Raw genomic sequence first — 17,735 nt, forward strand, 5'->3', positions numbered from 1 at the left:
AATTAACACGTAAGACAACTGCCGCCCCCCGAATCAAAGCCCGGCGAACAGGCGGACGGATTCCAGGTATTCGGGCACTTCCACGCTGGGCCAGTGGCGCTCGCGCAGCGTTGCGGCCAGGTTTTCGGCGGCCGGCGGCTCGCCGTGCACCACGAAGGCGCGCTGGGGCGGGGCCTGAAACTGGTCGAGCCAGCGCAGCAATTCCGAGCGGTCGGCGTGGGCCGAGAAGCCGTCGAGGTGCTCGACGTGGCAGCGCACGGGCACCATTTCGCCGAACATCTTGATTTCCTGCTCGCCGGCCAGCAGGCGGCGGCCCCGCGTGCCCTCGGCCTGGTAGCCGATGAGCAGCAGCGTATCCTGCGGGCGGGGCAGGCGGTGGTGCAGGTGGTGCACAATGCGCCCGCCCGTGCACATGCCACTGGCCGAGATGATGATGCCCCAACCGGTTTTCTGGTTCAGCGCCTTCGACTGTTCCGACTCCGGCACCAGGTGCAGGCCACTGAAATCGAACACGTTGCCGTGGCCCAGCCGGTGCGCCGTGGGGTGGCGCGGGTAGAGGTCGGCCACGCGCAGGGCCATGGGACTATCCACGTACACCGGCACGGGCGGGATGCGGCCGGCCGCCAGCAGCTTTTTCAGGTAGTAGAGCAGCGCCTGGGTGCGCCCCACGGCAAAGGCCGCCACGAGCAGCACGCCGCCCCGGTCCAGGGCCTCGTTCACGGTGCGGGCCAGCACCGATTCGGGGTCGGCCAGGCGCGTGGTGCGGTCGCCGTAGGTGGATTCCACCACGAGCACATCGGCCTGGGGGATGGCCGTGGGGTCGTGCATCAGCGGGCTGTCGTAGCGGCCCAAATCGCCGGAAAACACGAGGCGCTTGTGCTGGTGCGCGCCCCGCACGTCCAGCTCCACAATGGCCGAGCCCAGGATGTGGCCAGCTTCCCGGAAGGTGAGCACGAGGCTGCCCCCGAGCAGGCTGATGGGCGCATTGTAGGCCACGCTTTCCACCAGGGGCAGCACCTGCTCCACGTCGGCCTGCGAGTAGAGCGGCAGAGCCGGATGGTGTTTGGAATAGCCTTTTTTATTCGCGTAAACCGCATCTTCTTCCTGCAGCTTGGCCGAGTCAAGGAGCATAATGCTGAGCAAATCGGCGGTGGGCTCGGTGCACAGGATGCGGCCCCGAAAACCGTCTTTCACCAGCTTGGGAAGGTAGCCGCTGTGGTCGATGTGGGCGTGGGTGAGGATGACAATTTCGACGTCGGCGGGCGCGAGGGGCAGCTCCTCGCGGTTGCGCAGCCGCAGCTCCTTAAGGCCCTGAAACAGTCCGCAATCGATGAGTAGCTGATGGCGCTTGCCCGCCTCTTCCAGCGTGAGCAGGTGCTTGGAACCCGTGACGCAGTGCGCGGCCCCGAGGAATTGCAGATTGACATCCATGGCCTTGAAGCGGAAGTAAGTTGCGCTTACAAGGTTCAGCCAAACCCAACCAACAAAACATGACGAAAATCAACGCTTTGGCTAATAATCAGCAGGGTGCTGGCGCGCGCGGGGCGGGTTCTTTGGGTTCGGATTTTCCTTTCCCGGCCGGGTGCTGAATCATCACCCGGCACGTGCGTAATTTCTTGGGCGGCAGGCCAATTCGCATTCGAGTACCCCTCCTGCTGCTTGTCATGGCTGAACTCATCCGGCCCGCTTCGGTTCCCCCCCGGTCCAGCGCCGACCTTGATGGGCTGCTTGCCGAACTCACCACCGTGCGCGACGAGATGGTGGGCTTTGCCACGCAATGCACGCAATACCTGTCCTCTATTCACCCAAATTTCCAGCTGGGTGCCCGCAACCTGCTGCACTACCTGGCCCTGCGCCAGCGCGACCTGCGCCCCCTGCAATACCGCCTCGCCGAGCTCGGCCTCTCCTCCCTGGGCCGGGCCGAGGCCCACGCCCTGGCCAGCGTGGAGGCGGTGCGGGCCGTGCTGCACGCCCTGGCACGGCCCACCTCACCGGAGCCAGTTCAGCCGGACGAAACCGGCCCGACCTTCAGCAGCGGCCCGCGCCTGCTGGCCGAACACAGCACCGCCTGCCTGGGCCCGGTGCCGGCCGAGCGCGACGTCCGCATCATGGTGACCATGCCCAGCGAGGCCGCCACCAATTATGCTCTGGTGGAAGAGCTGCTGCGGCAGGGCATGGACTGCCTGCGCATCAACTGCGCCCACGACGACGTGGCAGCCTGGCAGCAGATGATTGCGCACCTGCGCCGTGCCGAGCAGACGCTGGGCAAGTCCTGCAAGGTGAGCATGGACCTGGCCGGCCCCAAGCTGCGCACCCAAGGCCTGCCGCCCGGGCCGGCCGTGCTACAAATCAGTCCGAAAATTGATGCCTTTGGGCGGCGGCTGGCCCCCGCACGGATATGGCTGAGCGCCGCCGAACAGCCCACGGCGGCCCCAGCAGCGGCGGCCGCCAGTCTGGCTTTCCCGGCTGCCTGGCTGCTCGGCCTGCACGCCGGCGAGGCCATTGCATTTGTGGATGCGCGGGGGAAGCGGCGCAAGCTGCACGTTGGCAGCTGCACGCCGCAAGGCTGCTGGGCCGAGCTTAGCAAAACGACCTATCTCACGCCGCTTACCCAGTTTCGGGGGGCGGACGGAATGGCTACCATTCAGCACCTGGAGCCCTCGGAGCCGTTCATTCTATTGCGACCCAGCGATAGTTTGTTGGTGCGCCGGCGGCCGGCTGGCGGCGGGGCGCTGTCCGTCCCAACGGCATTGGATGGCGAAGCCGCAGCGGCCATTGGCTGCGCGTGGTCCGAGGCGTTCGACTACGTGCGGGCCGGCGAGCCCATCTGGTTCGATGACGGCAAGATTGGCGGGGTCATTGAGGAGGTCGAGCCCGAAGCCTTGCGCGTGCGCATCACCCAGGCCCGCTCGCAGGGCGAAAAGCTGCGCAACGACAAGAGCATCAACCTGCCCGAAAGCCAGCTACCGCTCTCCGCCCTCACGGAGAAGGACCAGCGCGACCTGGCCTTCGTAGCCCAGCACGCCGACCTGGTGGCCCTCTCCTTCGTGAGCTCGGCGGCCGATGTAGAGCAGCTGCGGCAGGAAATCAGTCGCCTCACGGACCGGGAGCTGCCCATCATCCTCAAAATTGAAACGCGGCGGGGCTTCGAGCAACTCCCGGCCCTGCTGCTCAGCGCCATGCAAGGCGAGAGCTGTGCGGTGATGATTGCCCGCGGCGACCTAGCCGTGGAATGCGGCTTCGAGCGCCTGGCCGAGGTGCAGGAGGAAATCCTCTGGCTGTGCGAGGCCGCCCACGTGCCCGTCATCTGGGCCACACAGGTGCTCGAGAGCCTGGCCCGGGGCGGCATGCCCTCCCGCGCCGAAATCACCGATGCCGCCATGGGCGACCGCGCCGAGTGCGTGATGCTCAACAAAGGCCCGCGCGTGGTGGAAGCCGTGCGTATTCTCAGCGGGATTTTGCGGCGTATGCAGGCCCATCAGCGCAAGAAAAGCGCCATGCTGCGCGGCCTGCGCGTGGCCCAGGCGTGGCCGGGGATATAAGCCCGCCCACAAAACGGCAGCTACTTACCGGGCTTCCATTCCAACACGTATACCGGCTGCGGGGCTAGGTTTTCGAGGGTTTCGCCGTCGCCCTGACCGGTGCGCTGCACGAATAGGCTGAGGATGCCTTCGGTTTTCCAGCGCTCGGTGTCGTAGCTGGGCTCCCAGTTGCCCACGGAACTGGTTGTGAGGTCAGTGGCCGTCCACTGGTTGGTGGCGAGGTCGGGACATTGCAGCACCGAGGCACGGTCCTGGCGCTCGGCGTCGCGGTAGAGCAGGTAAGCGGCAGTTTTGCCTTTTTGGGTCGAAACCAGCAGCTGCGGGCGCGAAATCGGAATCTTCTTCGTGCCCACGCCGCTCAGGCTGAAAGGCATGGTGCGCTGGCTGATTTGGGCGGTTTTCCAGGTTTTACCATTCAGATAAATCAACTGATACTGCGGCACCTGGGTGCCGGCCGGCCGCCAGTAGGTGGCGATGTAGGGCCGGCCCTGGGCATCGGCGGTGATGCTGGTCTGGTTAATCAGCTCGCTGTTTTGGGGGATGCGGGCGGCGTACTCGGCGGTTTTTTCGGTGATGGGAATCTGATACTTTTCGCCGGTGCTGCGCTGCCAGGTCAGGCCGCCGTCCTTCGAGCAGGCGTAGGCCATGTCGTGGTTGGAGGCCACGTTGGGCGACTCGCGCCATACCCACGACACATGGATGGTGCCCCGCGCATCGATGCAAGCCTGCCAGTAGGCGTTGCGCTGGCCCTCGCCGTCGATGAGCACGCTGTGCAGGCGGGTCCATTTCTGGTTTTTCGGGCTGTAGCGGTTCAGCACGAGGTTGCCGTTGCCGGAGCCGCCGTCGCGGTACATAAACAGCACGTCGCCGCCGGGGAAACGGTGGAATTCGGGGTAGGAAACCTTCTGCTCCTGCTGGCCGGTCATGGGCTGGAGCGGCCCCATTTCGAGCGAGCCGGGCGCTTTGCCCCGGCAGTAGTGCAGGGGGTTGTTGTGGTGGTCGAAGGACAGGTGCACGTAGCCCACGCCATCCACCATCAGGCTAATGATGTTGTGGGCATCCTTCACATTGCCTTGGTATGGCGTGCGTTGCACCTGCCACGGCCCGGCTGGCAGTCGCCGCTTGGCCAGCACCACGTAGGCCGCCGAATCGTACCAGGCCACGTACTGGTCGCGGCCCTGCGTCACGACGGAGTTTTTGCGGAACACCGCGCCGTTCACGTTATTCTTCGCCCAGCCCAGGCCCACCGGCATTTGGGCGCGGCTGGTCAGCGGCTGCAATAAACTCGATATCAGTAAAATACACAGCGCAAATCGAAAATTCAACATGAAGTGATGAGTGGTTTTTAGAGATGCGTTGTCTGCCAATCCGGCCGATTATTTCACCCGCACCGGCTGGATGCCGGCGTGCGTGGGTGTCACAGGCTTGATGCTGCCGTCGGCGTTGAATTCCAGCTTATCAATGCAAACTTCGCGGTGGTAGCCGGCAGCGCGGCCCATCCCGAGGCCCTCGGGGTAGGTGAAACGGTGGTAGACGAGGTACCACTCATCCCGCCCCGGCACCTGGATGGTGGAATTGTGGCCCGTGCCATAGAGGCCGGCCGCCGCGTCTTTGCTGACAACCAGATTATTGGCCGACACCGTGATTTTGCCCAGCGGCGTGGCAGCCGTGCCGTAGCGCACGCGGTAGTCGGGGTCGCGGGTATCGTTTTCGCTCCACATGAAGTAGTAGGTGCCGTTGCGGTAGAGCACGTGGCTGCCCTCGCGGAAGGTGCCGTCGGGCGTCATCAACTGTGTGGTGCCGGGTTTCAGGGAGATGAGGTCGTCGTTCAGTTCCGCGCCGGCCATGTAGGAGTTGCCCCAGTAGAGGTAGTTTTTGCCGGTTTTGGGGTCGTGGAATACGGCCGGGTCAATCTGCTGGCCGCCCTTCGCGCCCTCGGGCCGGGTGTCAATCAGAGGTTTGCCGGTGTCCACAAAAGGGCCGGTGGGGCTGTCGGACAGGGCCACGCCAATCTTGCCTTCGGCGCAGAAATAATAGGCGTACTTGTAGCCGTTGGCCGTTTTCTGCTCGATGATGCAGGGCGCCCAGGCGTTTTTCTTCGCCCAGCTCACATCCTTCCCCAAATCCAGTATCACGCCCTCGTCCTTCCAATTCACCAAATCCGGCGATGAAAACGCCTTGAAGTAGGTGCCCGACCAGCCCGTAAACCCGTCGCTCGTGGGGTAGAGGTAGAATTTGCCGGTTTTCTCAGCGTAGAGGATGGCCGGGTCGGCATAGTAGCCGGTCAGGGCAGGGTTGTGGGTTTCGGCCATGCTCACCGAAACGGGCTGCTTCTGGCTGGTGCCGCTCACGTTGTAGCGCACGGGGCCTTTGGTGAAATCCTGCGGGCCGGTGGGCTGCACTGCTACCCCGGCGAAAGTGGAAAACGTGGGGTCGAATGCTTTCAGGCTGGTGCCTGGTTTGGCCAGGAAGGCCAGCTTGCCGCCGGCGGAATCGGCCACGGTATTTTGCGAACGGATAGCGGGGTTGCGGGCCGAGCGCAGCACGTCGACCGGAGCCAGCCAGCGGGCGGCCAGGCGCGCGCCCTCTTGCGCCGTGATGGGCAGCACGGTGCCGTGGCGCGGGTGAAAATTCATGCTCACCTCGCTGTCCACAACCTTGAAATTCTGGAGGTCGGAAGTGCGGGTGAACTGGTAACGGCCCTTGGTGTACACGTCGTACATCAGGATGTAATCGTTGGAATTATTGAGCTTGAAGGTGCCCGCGCCTTCCACCGGGTCGGTGGTTTGCTGCACGTATTGGTCGCGCAGCACGTAGCCGCCGGTGAGCTTATCCGACACGGCGATTTTGATGCCGTTGCCCTTGCCTTCGGTCTTGAAAAACAGGTAAAACTTGCCGTCTTTGGCCACGATGTCGCCGTCGATGCACGAACCGTTGGTGGGGCTGATGAACAGCTGTTTCGGCTCGCCTTCCAAATCGGTGAAATCCTTGTTGGCGTAGGCATAGTAGATTTTATCGGGGTCTGTGCCGTGCTTCAGCGAGAAGTAAACCAAGTATTTGCCGGCCTGGGCGTCGTAGATGGTTTGCGGAGCCCAGACGCGTTTCAGGTCATCCTGGCCGGGGTAGCGCTTCTGGAAATTGATGGCGCTGGATTTCCAGTTAAGCAGGTCGGTGGACTTCATGAGTACCATGCCCCGGTTGGAGTCCCAGCCCTTAGCTGATACCATGTCGGTAGCCACCATGTAGAAGGTTTTGCCATCGGCCCCGCGCAGAATGTGCGGGTCGCGCACGCCGCCCGTCTCGCTGATAGCGGCCGAGCTGATGACCGGCCGGTTGCCGTTGAGCGCCGTGTAGTGGTAACCGTCGGGGCTGAGGGCGAAGCGGATGGCTTCTTCCTTGAGGTCGTTGCCGGTGAAGTAGACGAACAGATAGGCGCTGGTTTTTTCTTTCGCGGGCGGGCCGGGTTTGCCGGCGGCAGATTGAATTAATCCGAGCACCAGCAGTAAGAAACCAAAGTAGTATTTCATAAAAACGAGGAAGTGGCCGGAGCCACTGAAAGATGCGAATAAAAACACTTGTCATCCTGAGCGGAGCGAAGGACCTTATCACGCCTGTGCCGCTTGATTTCTGCAAATCGTTTATCGGTGACAAGGTCCTTCGCTCCGCTCAGGATGACAAATGATAAAGAAAAACACGAACGCACGGCCCGCGACCAGTGGCCGGTAAGGGTCCCACCTCCCACCGGCCAGCGGCTCCGTTTGCAGCGGGGCCGGGCTCTCACTGTCAGGCTAGCAAGTTTCTCACTGCTCAGTTAGCCGGGTTGGCGCTGGTCGGGGCCGTACGTTCGTTAGTTTTTCTTTTTAATCAAATTTTATGGTCTTGCTGCTGCCGTCCTTGAAAGTCACCACGGCGCTGCTGTTCTGGGCCGGCGGCATAAGTTCTTTCACGGGCATTAATTCGGCATCGGTCCAGGTTTCGCCGGATTTTTTCCAGAGTATGAGCGTGGCGTAGAGTGTAGTTTGAGCGGGCTCAAACTGGGCCGAGACGTTGATAACGGCGCTTTCGGACTTCACGGGGTTGAGGCCGGTGGTGGTCAGGGTTTCGGTTTTGGTCCAGCCGCTGAGCGGGATGAGGGCCAGCTGGTAGGTGCCGTTGTCGATGAGCTGGGCTTCGTAGCCGTTCACCTTGCGCGTGGTGCGCCGGATGGTGCCCGTGAGGTTGGGCAGGGCGTAGTGGCCCAGGCGGGCGGCCACGGGCTCGGTGCTCAGGTTCTGGTCGAGGCGCAGGATGCCGTTGGGCAGGGTGATGTCGGCCAGATGCAGCTTGATGTTGTGGTTGGTTTCCAGCTCGGCATCGCGGTAGTAGATGCCGTTTTCGAACTTTTTGAAGGTGTAGAGGCGCAACGGCTCCCACTTGTTGTCCGGGGTTTTGAACACGTAGTCCATGGCCACTTCGCCGTTGGGGCCGTCGGCCTGCCAGGGGAAGGCGCTGTTGTAGCTCAGGCGGTTATAGTTTTCGTTGCCCCGGTTGCCATCGCTGGCGGGCTGGGCCGAGGGTACGCGGATTTCGGCCGCGCCGGTGTTGGGATAGTCGGTGACGAGGATGTTGGGGCCGGCCTCGAACTTGTTGAACACGGTGCCCGGCTTCAGCTCCTTGCCCCAGGGGCCTTCGTTCTCGGTGGCGGTCCAGAAGGGCGAGTCGGCCGGCACGAGCAGGCCCAGGAAGGCCTTGGCCATCCAGAACACGCTGCCTCGGCAACTATAGGCCTGCACGGCGGGGTCAAAAGAGCCATAGAAGCCCAGCGTGGGGATATTGTCCTGCAAAAAATCCGGGTTTTTCAAAAACTGTAACAGCGTGCCCGAGGCAATGCGCCGCATCCAGCCGAAGTTGGTACCGGCCTCGGGGTGCAGGCCCATCAGCGGGAAGGGCACCACCGCCGCAAAGCGGTAGGTGATGCTGCGGCCCCACATTATCATGCGGCCGTCGCGCCCAAACTGGTAAGGGTAATTGTCCTTCAGCGGGGAGAAATTGGCGGTGAGCTGGGTGGCAATTTCGGGGTAGTGTGCCCGGCCGTAGTATTCGCTCCACAGCCGGCCGTACATCTGGAAGGCCCACATGCTGTAGTAGTCGAAGGTAGGGCCGTCGTGGTACCAGCCTTCGCCGCGGTAGTGCGTGAGCTGCTTTTGCAGGTATTCTTCCATCAACTTTTCGTTGACGGTGTAGCCCCGGCTTTTGTAGAAGCTCAGGATGAAGATGTTGAAATAGCGCCAGTTCTGGGGCACGGTGGGGCCGTCGCCGTAGCTGAGCATGGTGGCAGCCAGGGCATCTTTGGTGGCCTGGGGCAGTGGGTCCCAGAGGATTTCGGGGGTCGCAAACAGCGCCACGCTCAGCCCGCCAAACTCCACCAGGTTCTGGCTGGGGCCGCCATCCTTAGCCCGGGGCTGGATGAACGATGGGCTGGCCGGGTTCACCAACTGGGCCAGCTGGTGGCGGTAGTAGTCGCCCACTTTGATGCCGTTCAGCGTCAGGCCGGGGTCTTCTTTCAGCAGCGGCGCGGCCATGAACAGGGTGCGGCACAGGCCTTCCAGCTTCTCGGTGGGCACCTGGGCAGCGGTGCGCGGGTAGCTTTTGCCGGGCTGCTTGGGGAATTGCATCGGGTCGTCCAGCTGATGGATGTAGCTGAACGCGCCGCTGAGCAGGTAGCGGGCGGCGTCCTGCCAGTGCCGCCGCGTCATGCCAGTGAAGGGGCTGAGCCTTTTATCCGGCTGCTTCACCTGGAACAGCGGCAGCCTGGTAGCGGGCGGCGTGACGGCAGTGGTGAAGGCGGGCGGGGCGGGCTGGGCGTGGGCCGGGGTGGCGGCCAGCACTGCGAGGATTCCAAAGAGTAGGCCGTTTATTTTCATTAATACAAAGGCTCGAAAGCACGTCATGCAGAGCGCCGCGAAGCATCTTGCCCGCAGTAAGTAACTCATTCGATTGAATTAGTGGTGGCGGGCAAGATGCTTCGCGGCGCTCTGCATGACGTGCTTTCGAGACGTTCTTTCCTGGACGTTCTACTACTCCGGCTTAATACCCGTCATTCTGCCCCAGCGTAGCCATACCATTCAGGTCAATAGACGTTTGCGGGATGGGCAGCAGCAGCTTTTTGGTGGTGAGGCCGGAAACCGGGGCGGGGTTCAGGCGCGTCACGCGGTCGATGAGCGTGCCGGTGCGCAGCAGCGTGAGGCGGCGCTGCTCCTCCCCTATCAACTCGCGGGCGCGCTCGTCGAGGATGAAATCGAGCGTCATCTGGGCGGCGGTGACCGGAGTAGCCTGGGCGCGGGTGCGCAGCTCGTTGATGCTGATGGCGGCATCAGTCGTCTTGCCCTGCTTCACCTGGGCTTCGGCCAGCAGCAGGTAGGTTTCGCCCAGGCGCATCATGGGCAAGTCTTTGATGGTGCCGAACCCGAAGGTATCGGTGGGGTCAAACTGGTTCCACTTGGTGGTGTAGGGCGTGATGAAGAAGATGGTATCCGAGCCGGTGAGGCCGGTGACGCGCTGGCCGAATTTGGCCGGCACGGCGGGGTTGTTATAGTAGAAGCGGCGCTTGATGTTGTACTTCGAGTTGCGCATGTCGGGGCCGTTGTTGTACAGGCGGTAATCGACCCAGTTGCTGAGGCGCAGGCGGCCCAGGCCACGCCCGCCCAGGGAGTCGACCAGCAGCATGCCGTTCACGTTGTAATAGGCCGGCACCCACACGCGGCGCTGCTGGGCGCTGGTGGTGCCGCCGGGTATCAGCAGCTGCTGCTCAATGCCCCAAATCAACTCGGTATTCCCTTGGTTGCGGCGTTGGTTGCCGATGATGAACATATCGGAAAAGTAGTCGCCGGGCTGGGTCGATTTCACCCCGTAGCGGGCCTTAATCAGGCTATACTGGCCGCCGCTGATAACCTCTTTAAGCTGCGTTTCGGCCAGCGAGGCCTGGTTGGTGCGCAGGTACACTTCGCCGAGCAATTGCTGGGCCGCGCCCTTCGTGATGCGGCCCGAAGCCGCCTTGCTGGCCAGAAACAGCTTGGGAATGGCCGTGGTCAAATCATTGATGATAAACGTATTCACCGCTGCAATGGGCGTGCGAGTGAAGTCGGTGCGCGGCGTAGTCACGGGCGTCTCAATCAGCGGCACGTCGCCCCAGAGCGTCACCAGGAAGTTGTAGGCGTAGGCGCGGTAGAAGCGGGCCTCGCCGCTGATGCGGTCCTTGTAGCCCTGGCGCAGGGTGGCCGGTGCAGCAGCCGCCCCCTGAATAATCTGGTTGCAGTTGTTGATGGTGCGGTAGGCCCAGCTCCACATCACGGCAGCGGCCTGGTCCTGCGAGTTCAGCAGGGTGTAGTTGTAGTAGGGAATCTCGGCGCCCTGCACCTGGCCGGGAATGGCCACGTCGGTGCCGAGCTGCATCATGCCCAGCAGCCCTTGCTCATCAGAGCGGGTGTACTGCTCGCGCACCACGGATTGCAGACCGGCCATGGCGGCCTCAAAGCCCAGCGAATCGGTCAGCACCGTTTGGGGCGTGTAGAGCGACTTGGGGGCTTCGTCGAGGAAATCTTTCTTACAGGAGCTCAGCAGCTGGGCGGCTGCCAGCAGGGCCAGGCCCATTAATCCAATGCGTTTCATATATCAGGAGCGGTAAGGCGGGTGGGATGGGATTACAACGTCAGGTTCAGGCCGAACACGAAGGTTCTGAGCTGCGGGAAGTTGGGGTTCGAGCCGGTGCCGGGGTTGCCAAGGGTAGTCAGGTTGTCCACGTTGCCGGAGCCGTTGCCCAGGGTGTAGCCCTGCTCGGGGTCCCAGCCCACCCACTTGGTCCAGGTGTAGAGGTTGCGGCCGCTCACGTACACGGACACGCCGCCCATTTTCAGGCGCTCGGTCAGCGACGTGGGCAGCGAGTAGCTCAGCGTCACGTCTTTGAGACGGGTGTAGCTGGCGTTGCTGGGGTACTGGTAGCCGCGGTTGTTGTAGAAGTTCAGGCCGGGACGGTCCTGGCTGGCGTTCTGGGGCGTCCAGTAGCCCACTTCCTGCGGCGTGTTGAGGCGGCCGCCCAGGTCCACGAAGTTCAGGATGCCGTTGTTTTTCAGGATGCCCTGGGCCGTTTGCAGGAACACGCGCAGGCTCAGGCCCTTGTAGGTAAAGGTGTTGGTGAGGCCGGCCGTGTAGTCGGGCAGCGTCGAGCCCTGGTATTCGCGGTCGGCGGTGTCAATTTTCTTGTCGCCGTTCAGGTCCGCGAATTTTAGGTCGCCGGGCTTGGCCCCGGGGTCCTGCTGCGAGGGGTCTTCGCCCACCTGCCACACGCCAATCTTGCGGTAATCATAGATGGCGCCCAGCGGCCGGCCCAGAAAGCGGCGGTTGCCGATATCGTCGGTGCTGGTGTAGCCCAGCTCCAGCAGGCGGTTGCGGTTGGCCGAGATGTTGAAGGCCGACGACCAGCTAAAATCCGCTTTCTGAATATTCACCGTATTCAGGGTCAGTTCGATGCCCTTATTCTGCACCCGGCCAATGTTGTCGAGAATGGAGGTGTAGCCCGAGATAACCGGAATCTGGCGGGCCAGCAGCAGGTCCTTGGTGGTGGCATCGTAGTATTCGAGGCTACCCGTGATGCGGTTTTTCAGCAGGCCAAAGTCGATGGCGTAGTTGGCGCTGGTGGTTTGCTCCCACTTCAGGTTGGCGTTGCCGATGTTGTTGGCCCGCACGCCCACCGCCGACACGCCGCCGTAGGCGTAGTTCAGCAAGGCCCCGCCCGTAATGGTCTGGTAAGGGTTGATGCCTTCGTTGCCGGTGGTGCCGTACGAAAAGCGCAGCTTCAGCACGTTCAGAATGGAATTATCCTTCAAAAACGCTTCGTTGGCCACGTTCCAGCCCACTGCCACCGAGGGAAAAACAGCGTATTTATCCGCGTTAGCACCGAATACCGAGGAGCCGTCGCGCCGGGCCGTGGCCGTGAACAGGTAGCGGCTGTCATAGGAATAGTTGACGCGGGCCATCTGCGATTCCAGACGGCGCATCTCGCTGTAGGAGCCAAGCGTGGGCGTGTTCGAGCCCGAGCCGATGCTGTTGAACCCAATCTGGTCGTTGATGAAGCCGCTGGCATTTTCCGTAGTCGTGAAGTACTTGTTCTGCTGGGCGCTTTGCACCAGCGTCACGTCAACGTGGTGCTTATCAATGTCTTTATTATAAGACAACACGTTCTCCACCGTGTAGTTGGGCCGCTCCTCGTTCACGAGCGCCGCCGAGCCGCGCAGGTCGCCGCCCTGCCGACCCACGTAGCTGGCGAAGCGGTAGGTGCGGTAGCCGTAGGTCACGTTCAGGCGGTATTTCAGGCCGCTCAGGAAGGTGGGGGCCACCTCCAGGTAGCCCGTGCCGGTGAGCTGGTTCACGCGGCTTTCGCGCGTAGTGGTAGTGCCTATCAGCGGGTTATTGAAGAGCTGCTCGGGCTGCTGCGGGAAAATGGTGTAGGTGCCATCGGGGTTGTACACGTTGCCGTAGGGGCTGGCAATCTGGGCCGAGCTGAGGTTGGCGCGGCCGCCGCCGTCGTCGTTGTTGGCATAGAAGGCCGAGGTGCCCACGCGCAGCCAGTTGGTCAGGTTGGCATCAATGTTCGTCCGGAAGCTGATGCGCTGGTACTGATACCCTTTGATGATGCCCTGCTGCTTGAAATAGTCACCCGACACGAAGTACTTCACGTCGTCGTTGCCGCCCGAAATCGACACGTTGTGGTCCTGGATAAAGCCCTGCTGTTTAATCAGGTCCATCCAATCCACGGTGCGGCCGGCGTTGTAGTTATCTACCTCGCTCAGGTTGGGCACGTGGCCGAAGGTGATGCCCCGCTGCCGGGTAAACTCCTCGTATTTCGCCGCGAATTCGGGCCCGTTCAGCGGGTGCAGCTTGTCCACCATGTACTCCGGCCCGGCGTAGCCCGCGTAGCGAATCTGGGGCTTGCCGGTTTTGCCGCGCTTGGTGGTCACCAGGATAACGCCGTTGGAGCCCTTCGTACCATAAATGGCTGTCGAAGAAGCATCTTTCAGAATCTCAATCGAGGCAATGTCGTTGGTATTGATGTCATTCAGGTTGCCCGCAAACGGCAGCCCGTCCACAATCAGATACGGGTCGGTATTGGCCGTAATCGAACGCACCCCCCGAATCTGGATGCTGGACTGCGAGCCCGGCACCCCCGAGCCGCTCGTGACCTGCACGCCGGCCACCGCGCCTTGCAGGGCCTGGGCCACGTTGGCCACCGGCAGCTTCTCCAGCCGGTCCTGCGGCACCGACACCACCGAGCCCGTCACGTCGGAGCGTTTCTGGGTACCGTAGCCCACCACCACCACTTCGCTCAGGTCCTGGGTATCGGGGGCCAGCTTCACGGTAATCTTCGTTTGGCTGCCCACCACGATTTCCTGCTTCACGTAGCCCACGAAAGAAATGACCAGCGTGGGCGAAGCCGTGCCCTCGGGAATGGCCAGCGTGAAGCCGCCATTGCCGTCGGTGCTGGTGCCGGTGGTCGTGCCTTTCAGCACCACCGTCACGCCGGGCAGGCCCGCGCCCTTCTCATCGAGCACGGTGCCGGAGATGGTGCCCTCGGCCGCCGGCGCGGCCAGCCCGTGGGCCGCCAGCGGAGCCTCGGCCCGGCTGGCAGTGGGTTGGAGCGCGGCGAGGGGCAGCGCTCCACAGAGGAGTAAAAGTTTTGCCTGCATATGATTTAGGGAAAAAGGCAACTGGCGAAGGCTGCCCGGGGTGGGAATTTGTGAGAATCTCAGGAGTTGTTTTCTGAGGTAAAAGTACCGGGCTGTTTAAGCAGAATCCGGGGTGTTTTTAGGCAAAAAAGGGGGTCTAATTGGTCCTCCAAGCCAGACAATCGATTGTGGAAATTCAACCATTGTATTAATAACATGATACTTATATTATTAACAGTAGGGATTGGCCTTCCAGACCGCTGAATTGCGGTCTTCCAAGCTAAGGATTGACGCCCCGTTTTGCACCGGCCGCATCGAACGCGCTCAGGTTCCAGCGGTCGGCCCATTGCAGGCGGGGCTGGTCGCCCTCGAAGCGCAGCGGCAGCCATATGTAGCCGCCGTCGATGGGGTTCTTCGGCGTCCAGCGGTCGGCCATGAAAATGAAGGCATCCTTGCGGCCCGCCACCGGCAGCAGGTAAGTGCTCTGCGAGTGGTAGGTGGAGTCGGCGTCGGGGCCGGTGGCCGGATTGTCCAGCTGCTGCCACGGCCCCCAGATGGACGAGGCCACGAAAGAACGCGCCGCATTGGGCGCCCAGCCGGTGCAACCGGAGGTGATGAGGTAGTACTTGCCGCCGCGCTTGCAGATGGCCGGGGCCTCGTTGTGCCCGGCCGGCGCAATGGTATTCCAGCGTCCCGTGAAGCCCTGGTAATCAGCCGTCAGCTCGGCTACATGCAGCGTCAGGTTTTCTTCGGAGGAATGGATGTTGTAGGCCTTGCCGTCGTCATCCACGAAGATGGTCATGTCGCGGGCCATCTGGCCGGGCTCGAAATCGCGCCGCACAAACAGACCCTCAGCCACGGCTTTTTTCCACTCAGGGGTCCACCCTTTCAGGCTGGCCTCGTTGGGCACGGGCTTTTTCCATTCTGGGTTGAAGCCCAGCGGCCACTGGCCCGCGCCGGGGCGGTAGGAGCGCACGTAGCGGAACGGGCCGGTGGCTTTGTCGCTCACGGCCACGGCGGTGCGGGCGGCGGCGTAGCCCTTGCCTTTCAGCTCCAGGTGGAACCACATCACGTACTTGCCGGTCTGCTTATTGAACACCACCTTGGGCCGCTCGATGATGCTGCCCTGCTCGATTTCGGAGCCCGAGCCGGCGGGCGCCACCGCCAGGGCAATGCCCTCATCGGTCCAGTTGTACAGGTCTTTGGAGGAGTAGCAGTGCACGCCCACCTGGGCGCTATTGCCCTTCGGCCCCACAATCTTGTGTTCGCCAAACAGGTAGTAGCGGCCTTTATCATAGAGCACGCCCGCGCCGTGGGCGTTCAGGTGCGTGCCTTTGTTGTCGGGCCACACCTTGCCCGGCTCGAAAGCCGTGCGCTGCTGCGCCTGAGCCAGGCCGGCCACCGCCAGCAACGCGGTTATCAGGAGAGACTTTTTCATAACTAGAGGCTAGCCGCTGCCGGCTGCAACTCACTGAGGATGGAATAATTGAGAAATGGCAGCGCCGTCTGCCGGGGCTTGAGCAGCTCCAGCACTGTGATTTCATTGGCTCCTTTTTTCAGCCATTCGGCGGGCACGTAGAGGGTTTGCTGCGGGCCGATGGCCCAGTAGCGGCCCAGGTTGTGGCCGTTCACCCACACGCTGCCCTTGCCCCAGCTGCGCAGGTCGAGGTAGGTGTCCACGGGCTGGGCAACGGTGAAGGTGGCCGAGCGCAGCACCGGCCCGCTGCTGGCGGCCGGAGCGGCTGCGGCGGCTTTGGCCACGGCCGGGGCTTGGTCGAAGGGTAGGCCGTACATGCGCCAGTCCTTCAGCTCCTTGCCGTCCAGCTGTACGCTTTTGGTGATGCCTTTGGTATTCTGGAGCAGGTATTCGCCGAAGTTGACGCGGCCCATGTTTTCCACCAGAATATCGAGCTGCGCCGGGCCGGCGGGCAGGGTCAATTTCAGCTGGTCCTGCCGCAGGCGGCGGTCGAGTGTGCCCACGCGCTGGCCGTTCACCATGATTACCGCGTAGTCGCGCAGGTCATTCAGCTTCAGAATTTTGGTGCCGCCGCCGGGCACAGTGGCTCGGTAGAGCACGAAGCCATAGGCCTGTTTCAGGGCCTCAAAGGTGAGGGGCGTGGCGCTGGCTACGGGCGCGGGCAGGCGGTCGAGCAGGCTCACGGCTTTGGTGAGTTGCAGGGCCGGCAGGGCAGCGCTGGGGCGGGCGGCGGGCACGGGCGGCAGCGGCTGCCTGGCGGGCCGATATTTGGCAATCACTTCTCTAAAGGCCAGAAACTTGGGCGTGGCATTGCCAGCTTCATCGAGGGGCGCGTCGTAGTCGTAGCTGCTCACCTGAGGCTCGTAGTGCGAGCTGTCGCCCTTGTAGTTGGCCCCGTTCATGAAGCCGCGCGTGCTGCCGCCATGGAACATGTACATGTTGATGGACATACCGGCTTTCAGCACCGAATCGAGGCCGGGCGTGTACTTGCTGGCGGGCACGGTGTGGTGCGGTGCGCCCCACCAGTCGAACCACGCCGGGTACCATTCGGCCACGTAGTAGGGGCCTTTGCCGCCGTGGTTAGCATTCACCAGCTGCCTGATTTGGCGCGGCTTATCGGTGCCGTTAACGGCGGGTAGCAGGCCGTCGAGGTGGCCGGCAGCCACATCCTTCACGGGGTCGCAGGTGTAGAGCAGGCCATCGAAACCGACTTCCTCAAACATCTTCTTATTCGAGGCCAGGTAGGCTTTGTCCGAGCCGTAGGAGCCGTACTCGTTTTCCACCTGCACCATCAGGATGGGGCCGCCGTGGTTGACTTGCAGCGGGGCCAGCTGCTTGGCCACGGCCTGCAGGTAGCGCCGGTAAGCGGCCACGTACTGCGGCTCCTGGCTGCGCACTTTCAGGCCGGGCACATTCTGGAGCCAGTAGGGGTAGCCGCCGAATTCCCACTCGGCGCACACGTAGGGGCTGGGGCGCAGCACCACCCAGAGGCCTTCCTCCTGAGCCATCTTCACGAAGGCGGCCACGTCGTTATTGCCCGTGAAGTCATACTTACCCGGCTGGGGCTCGTGCGCGTTCCAGAACACATAGGTGCCTACCGTATTCAGACCCATGGCTTTGGCCATTTTGAGGCGGGCACGCCAGGCCTCGCGGGGAATGCGCGGGTAGTGCAGCTCGCCCGAAATCATCTGAAATGGCTTGCCATCCAGCATGAAATTATCGGCGGAAAGGCCGAAGGTGTGGGCGGCTGGCGGATTGGGTGGCGCACCGGCCAGGCCCAAGCCGGCCACAATCAGCAGGGGCAACAGTTGACGGGAAAACGAGGAAAGGGTGGGCACGTTCGGTATTGTTAATTGGGTAGGCTTTCCGTTTAGAGTAGGGTACGACCCCGCACTCCACATCCCGTATGCTATTGAGCCTTTTAGGGATGATTGCGAAGGCAAAACTACCGGCGGGTTACACGGGTGCCGGGGGGTATTTTCGTTAAAAAGGCGGGTGTAATTGGCTCCCGAACCATAA

Annotated in this window: 9 protein-coding genes; 1 reads left to right on the plus strand and 8 read right to left on the minus strand. The window is 62.5% G+C overall.

All coding sequences use genetic code 11. The features are described from left to right. Positions 1-33 precede the first annotated feature (33 nt). The gene (locus tag ACYU70_RS12700) at positions 34-1,431 is read right to left on the minus strand and encodes an MBL fold metallo-hydrolase (protein ID WP_342300914.1); all 1,398 of its coding nucleotides are present in this window, start codon (positions 1,429-1,431) and stop codon (positions 34-36) included. Between the two features lie 233 nt (positions 1,432-1,664). Here ACYU70_RS12700 and ACYU70_RS12705 point away from each other — a divergent pair, with 233 nt between their 5' ends. Then, the gene (locus tag ACYU70_RS12705; protein ID WP_342300912.1) at positions 1,665-3,542 is read left to right on the plus strand and encodes a pyruvate kinase; all 1,878 of its coding nucleotides are present in this window, start codon (positions 1,665-1,667) and stop codon (positions 3,540-3,542) included. Positions 3,543-3,562: 20 nt separating this feature from the next. Here ACYU70_RS12705 and ACYU70_RS12710 read toward each other — a convergent pair whose 3' ends face one another. From ACYU70_RS12710 to ACYU70_RS12740, 7 genes are all read right to left on the minus strand, one after another. Beyond that, the gene (locus ACYU70_RS12710; protein WP_342300910.1) at positions 3,563-4,870 is read right to left on the minus strand and encodes a BNR repeat-containing protein; all 1,308 of its coding nucleotides are present in this window, start codon (positions 4,868-4,870) and stop codon (positions 3,563-3,565) included. A gap of 48 nt (positions 4,871-4,918) precedes the next feature. Further along, positions 4,919-7,069, minus strand: coding sequence for a family 43 glycosylhydrolase (locus ACYU70_RS12715; protein ID WP_342300909.1), 2,151 nt, complete (start codon positions 7,067-7,069; stop codon positions 4,919-4,921). 333 nt (positions 7,070-7,402) lie between these two features. Then, entirely contained in the window at positions 7,403-9,445 is a 2,043-nt protein-coding gene (locus ACYU70_RS12720; protein WP_342300908.1) for a DUF2264 domain-containing protein, read from the minus strand. 163 nt (positions 9,446-9,608) lie between these two features. Continuing rightward, complete coding sequence (locus ACYU70_RS12725) at positions 9,609-11,189, minus strand: RagB/SusD family nutrient uptake outer membrane protein (RefSeq protein WP_342301366.1); 1,581 nt, start codon at positions 11,187-11,189, stop codon at positions 9,609-9,611. A 32-nt stretch (positions 11,190-11,221) separates the two neighbouring features. Continuing rightward, positions 11,222-14,260 carry a SusC/RagA family TonB-linked outer membrane protein gene (locus tag ACYU70_RS12730; protein ID WP_342301368.1) on the minus strand — a complete coding sequence of 1,013 codons (3,039 nt, stop codon included), beginning with the start codon at positions 14,258-14,260 and terminating at the stop codon, positions 11,222-11,224. Between the two features lie 259 nt (positions 14,261-14,519). Next, positions 14,520-15,677: a glycoside hydrolase family 43 protein gene (locus ACYU70_RS12735; RefSeq protein WP_342301369.1), complete on the minus strand. Its 1,158-nt coding sequence runs from the start codon at positions 15,675-15,677 to the stop codon at positions 14,520-14,522. Between the two features lie 2 nt (positions 15,678-15,679). Then, complete coding sequence (locus ACYU70_RS12740) at positions 15,680-17,554, minus strand: glycoside hydrolase family 35 protein (protein WP_342301370.1); 1,875 nt, start codon at positions 17,552-17,554, stop codon at positions 15,680-15,682. Positions 17,555-17,735: the final 181 nt, after the last annotated feature.

Source organism: Hymenobacter segetis (assembly GCF_054776495.1).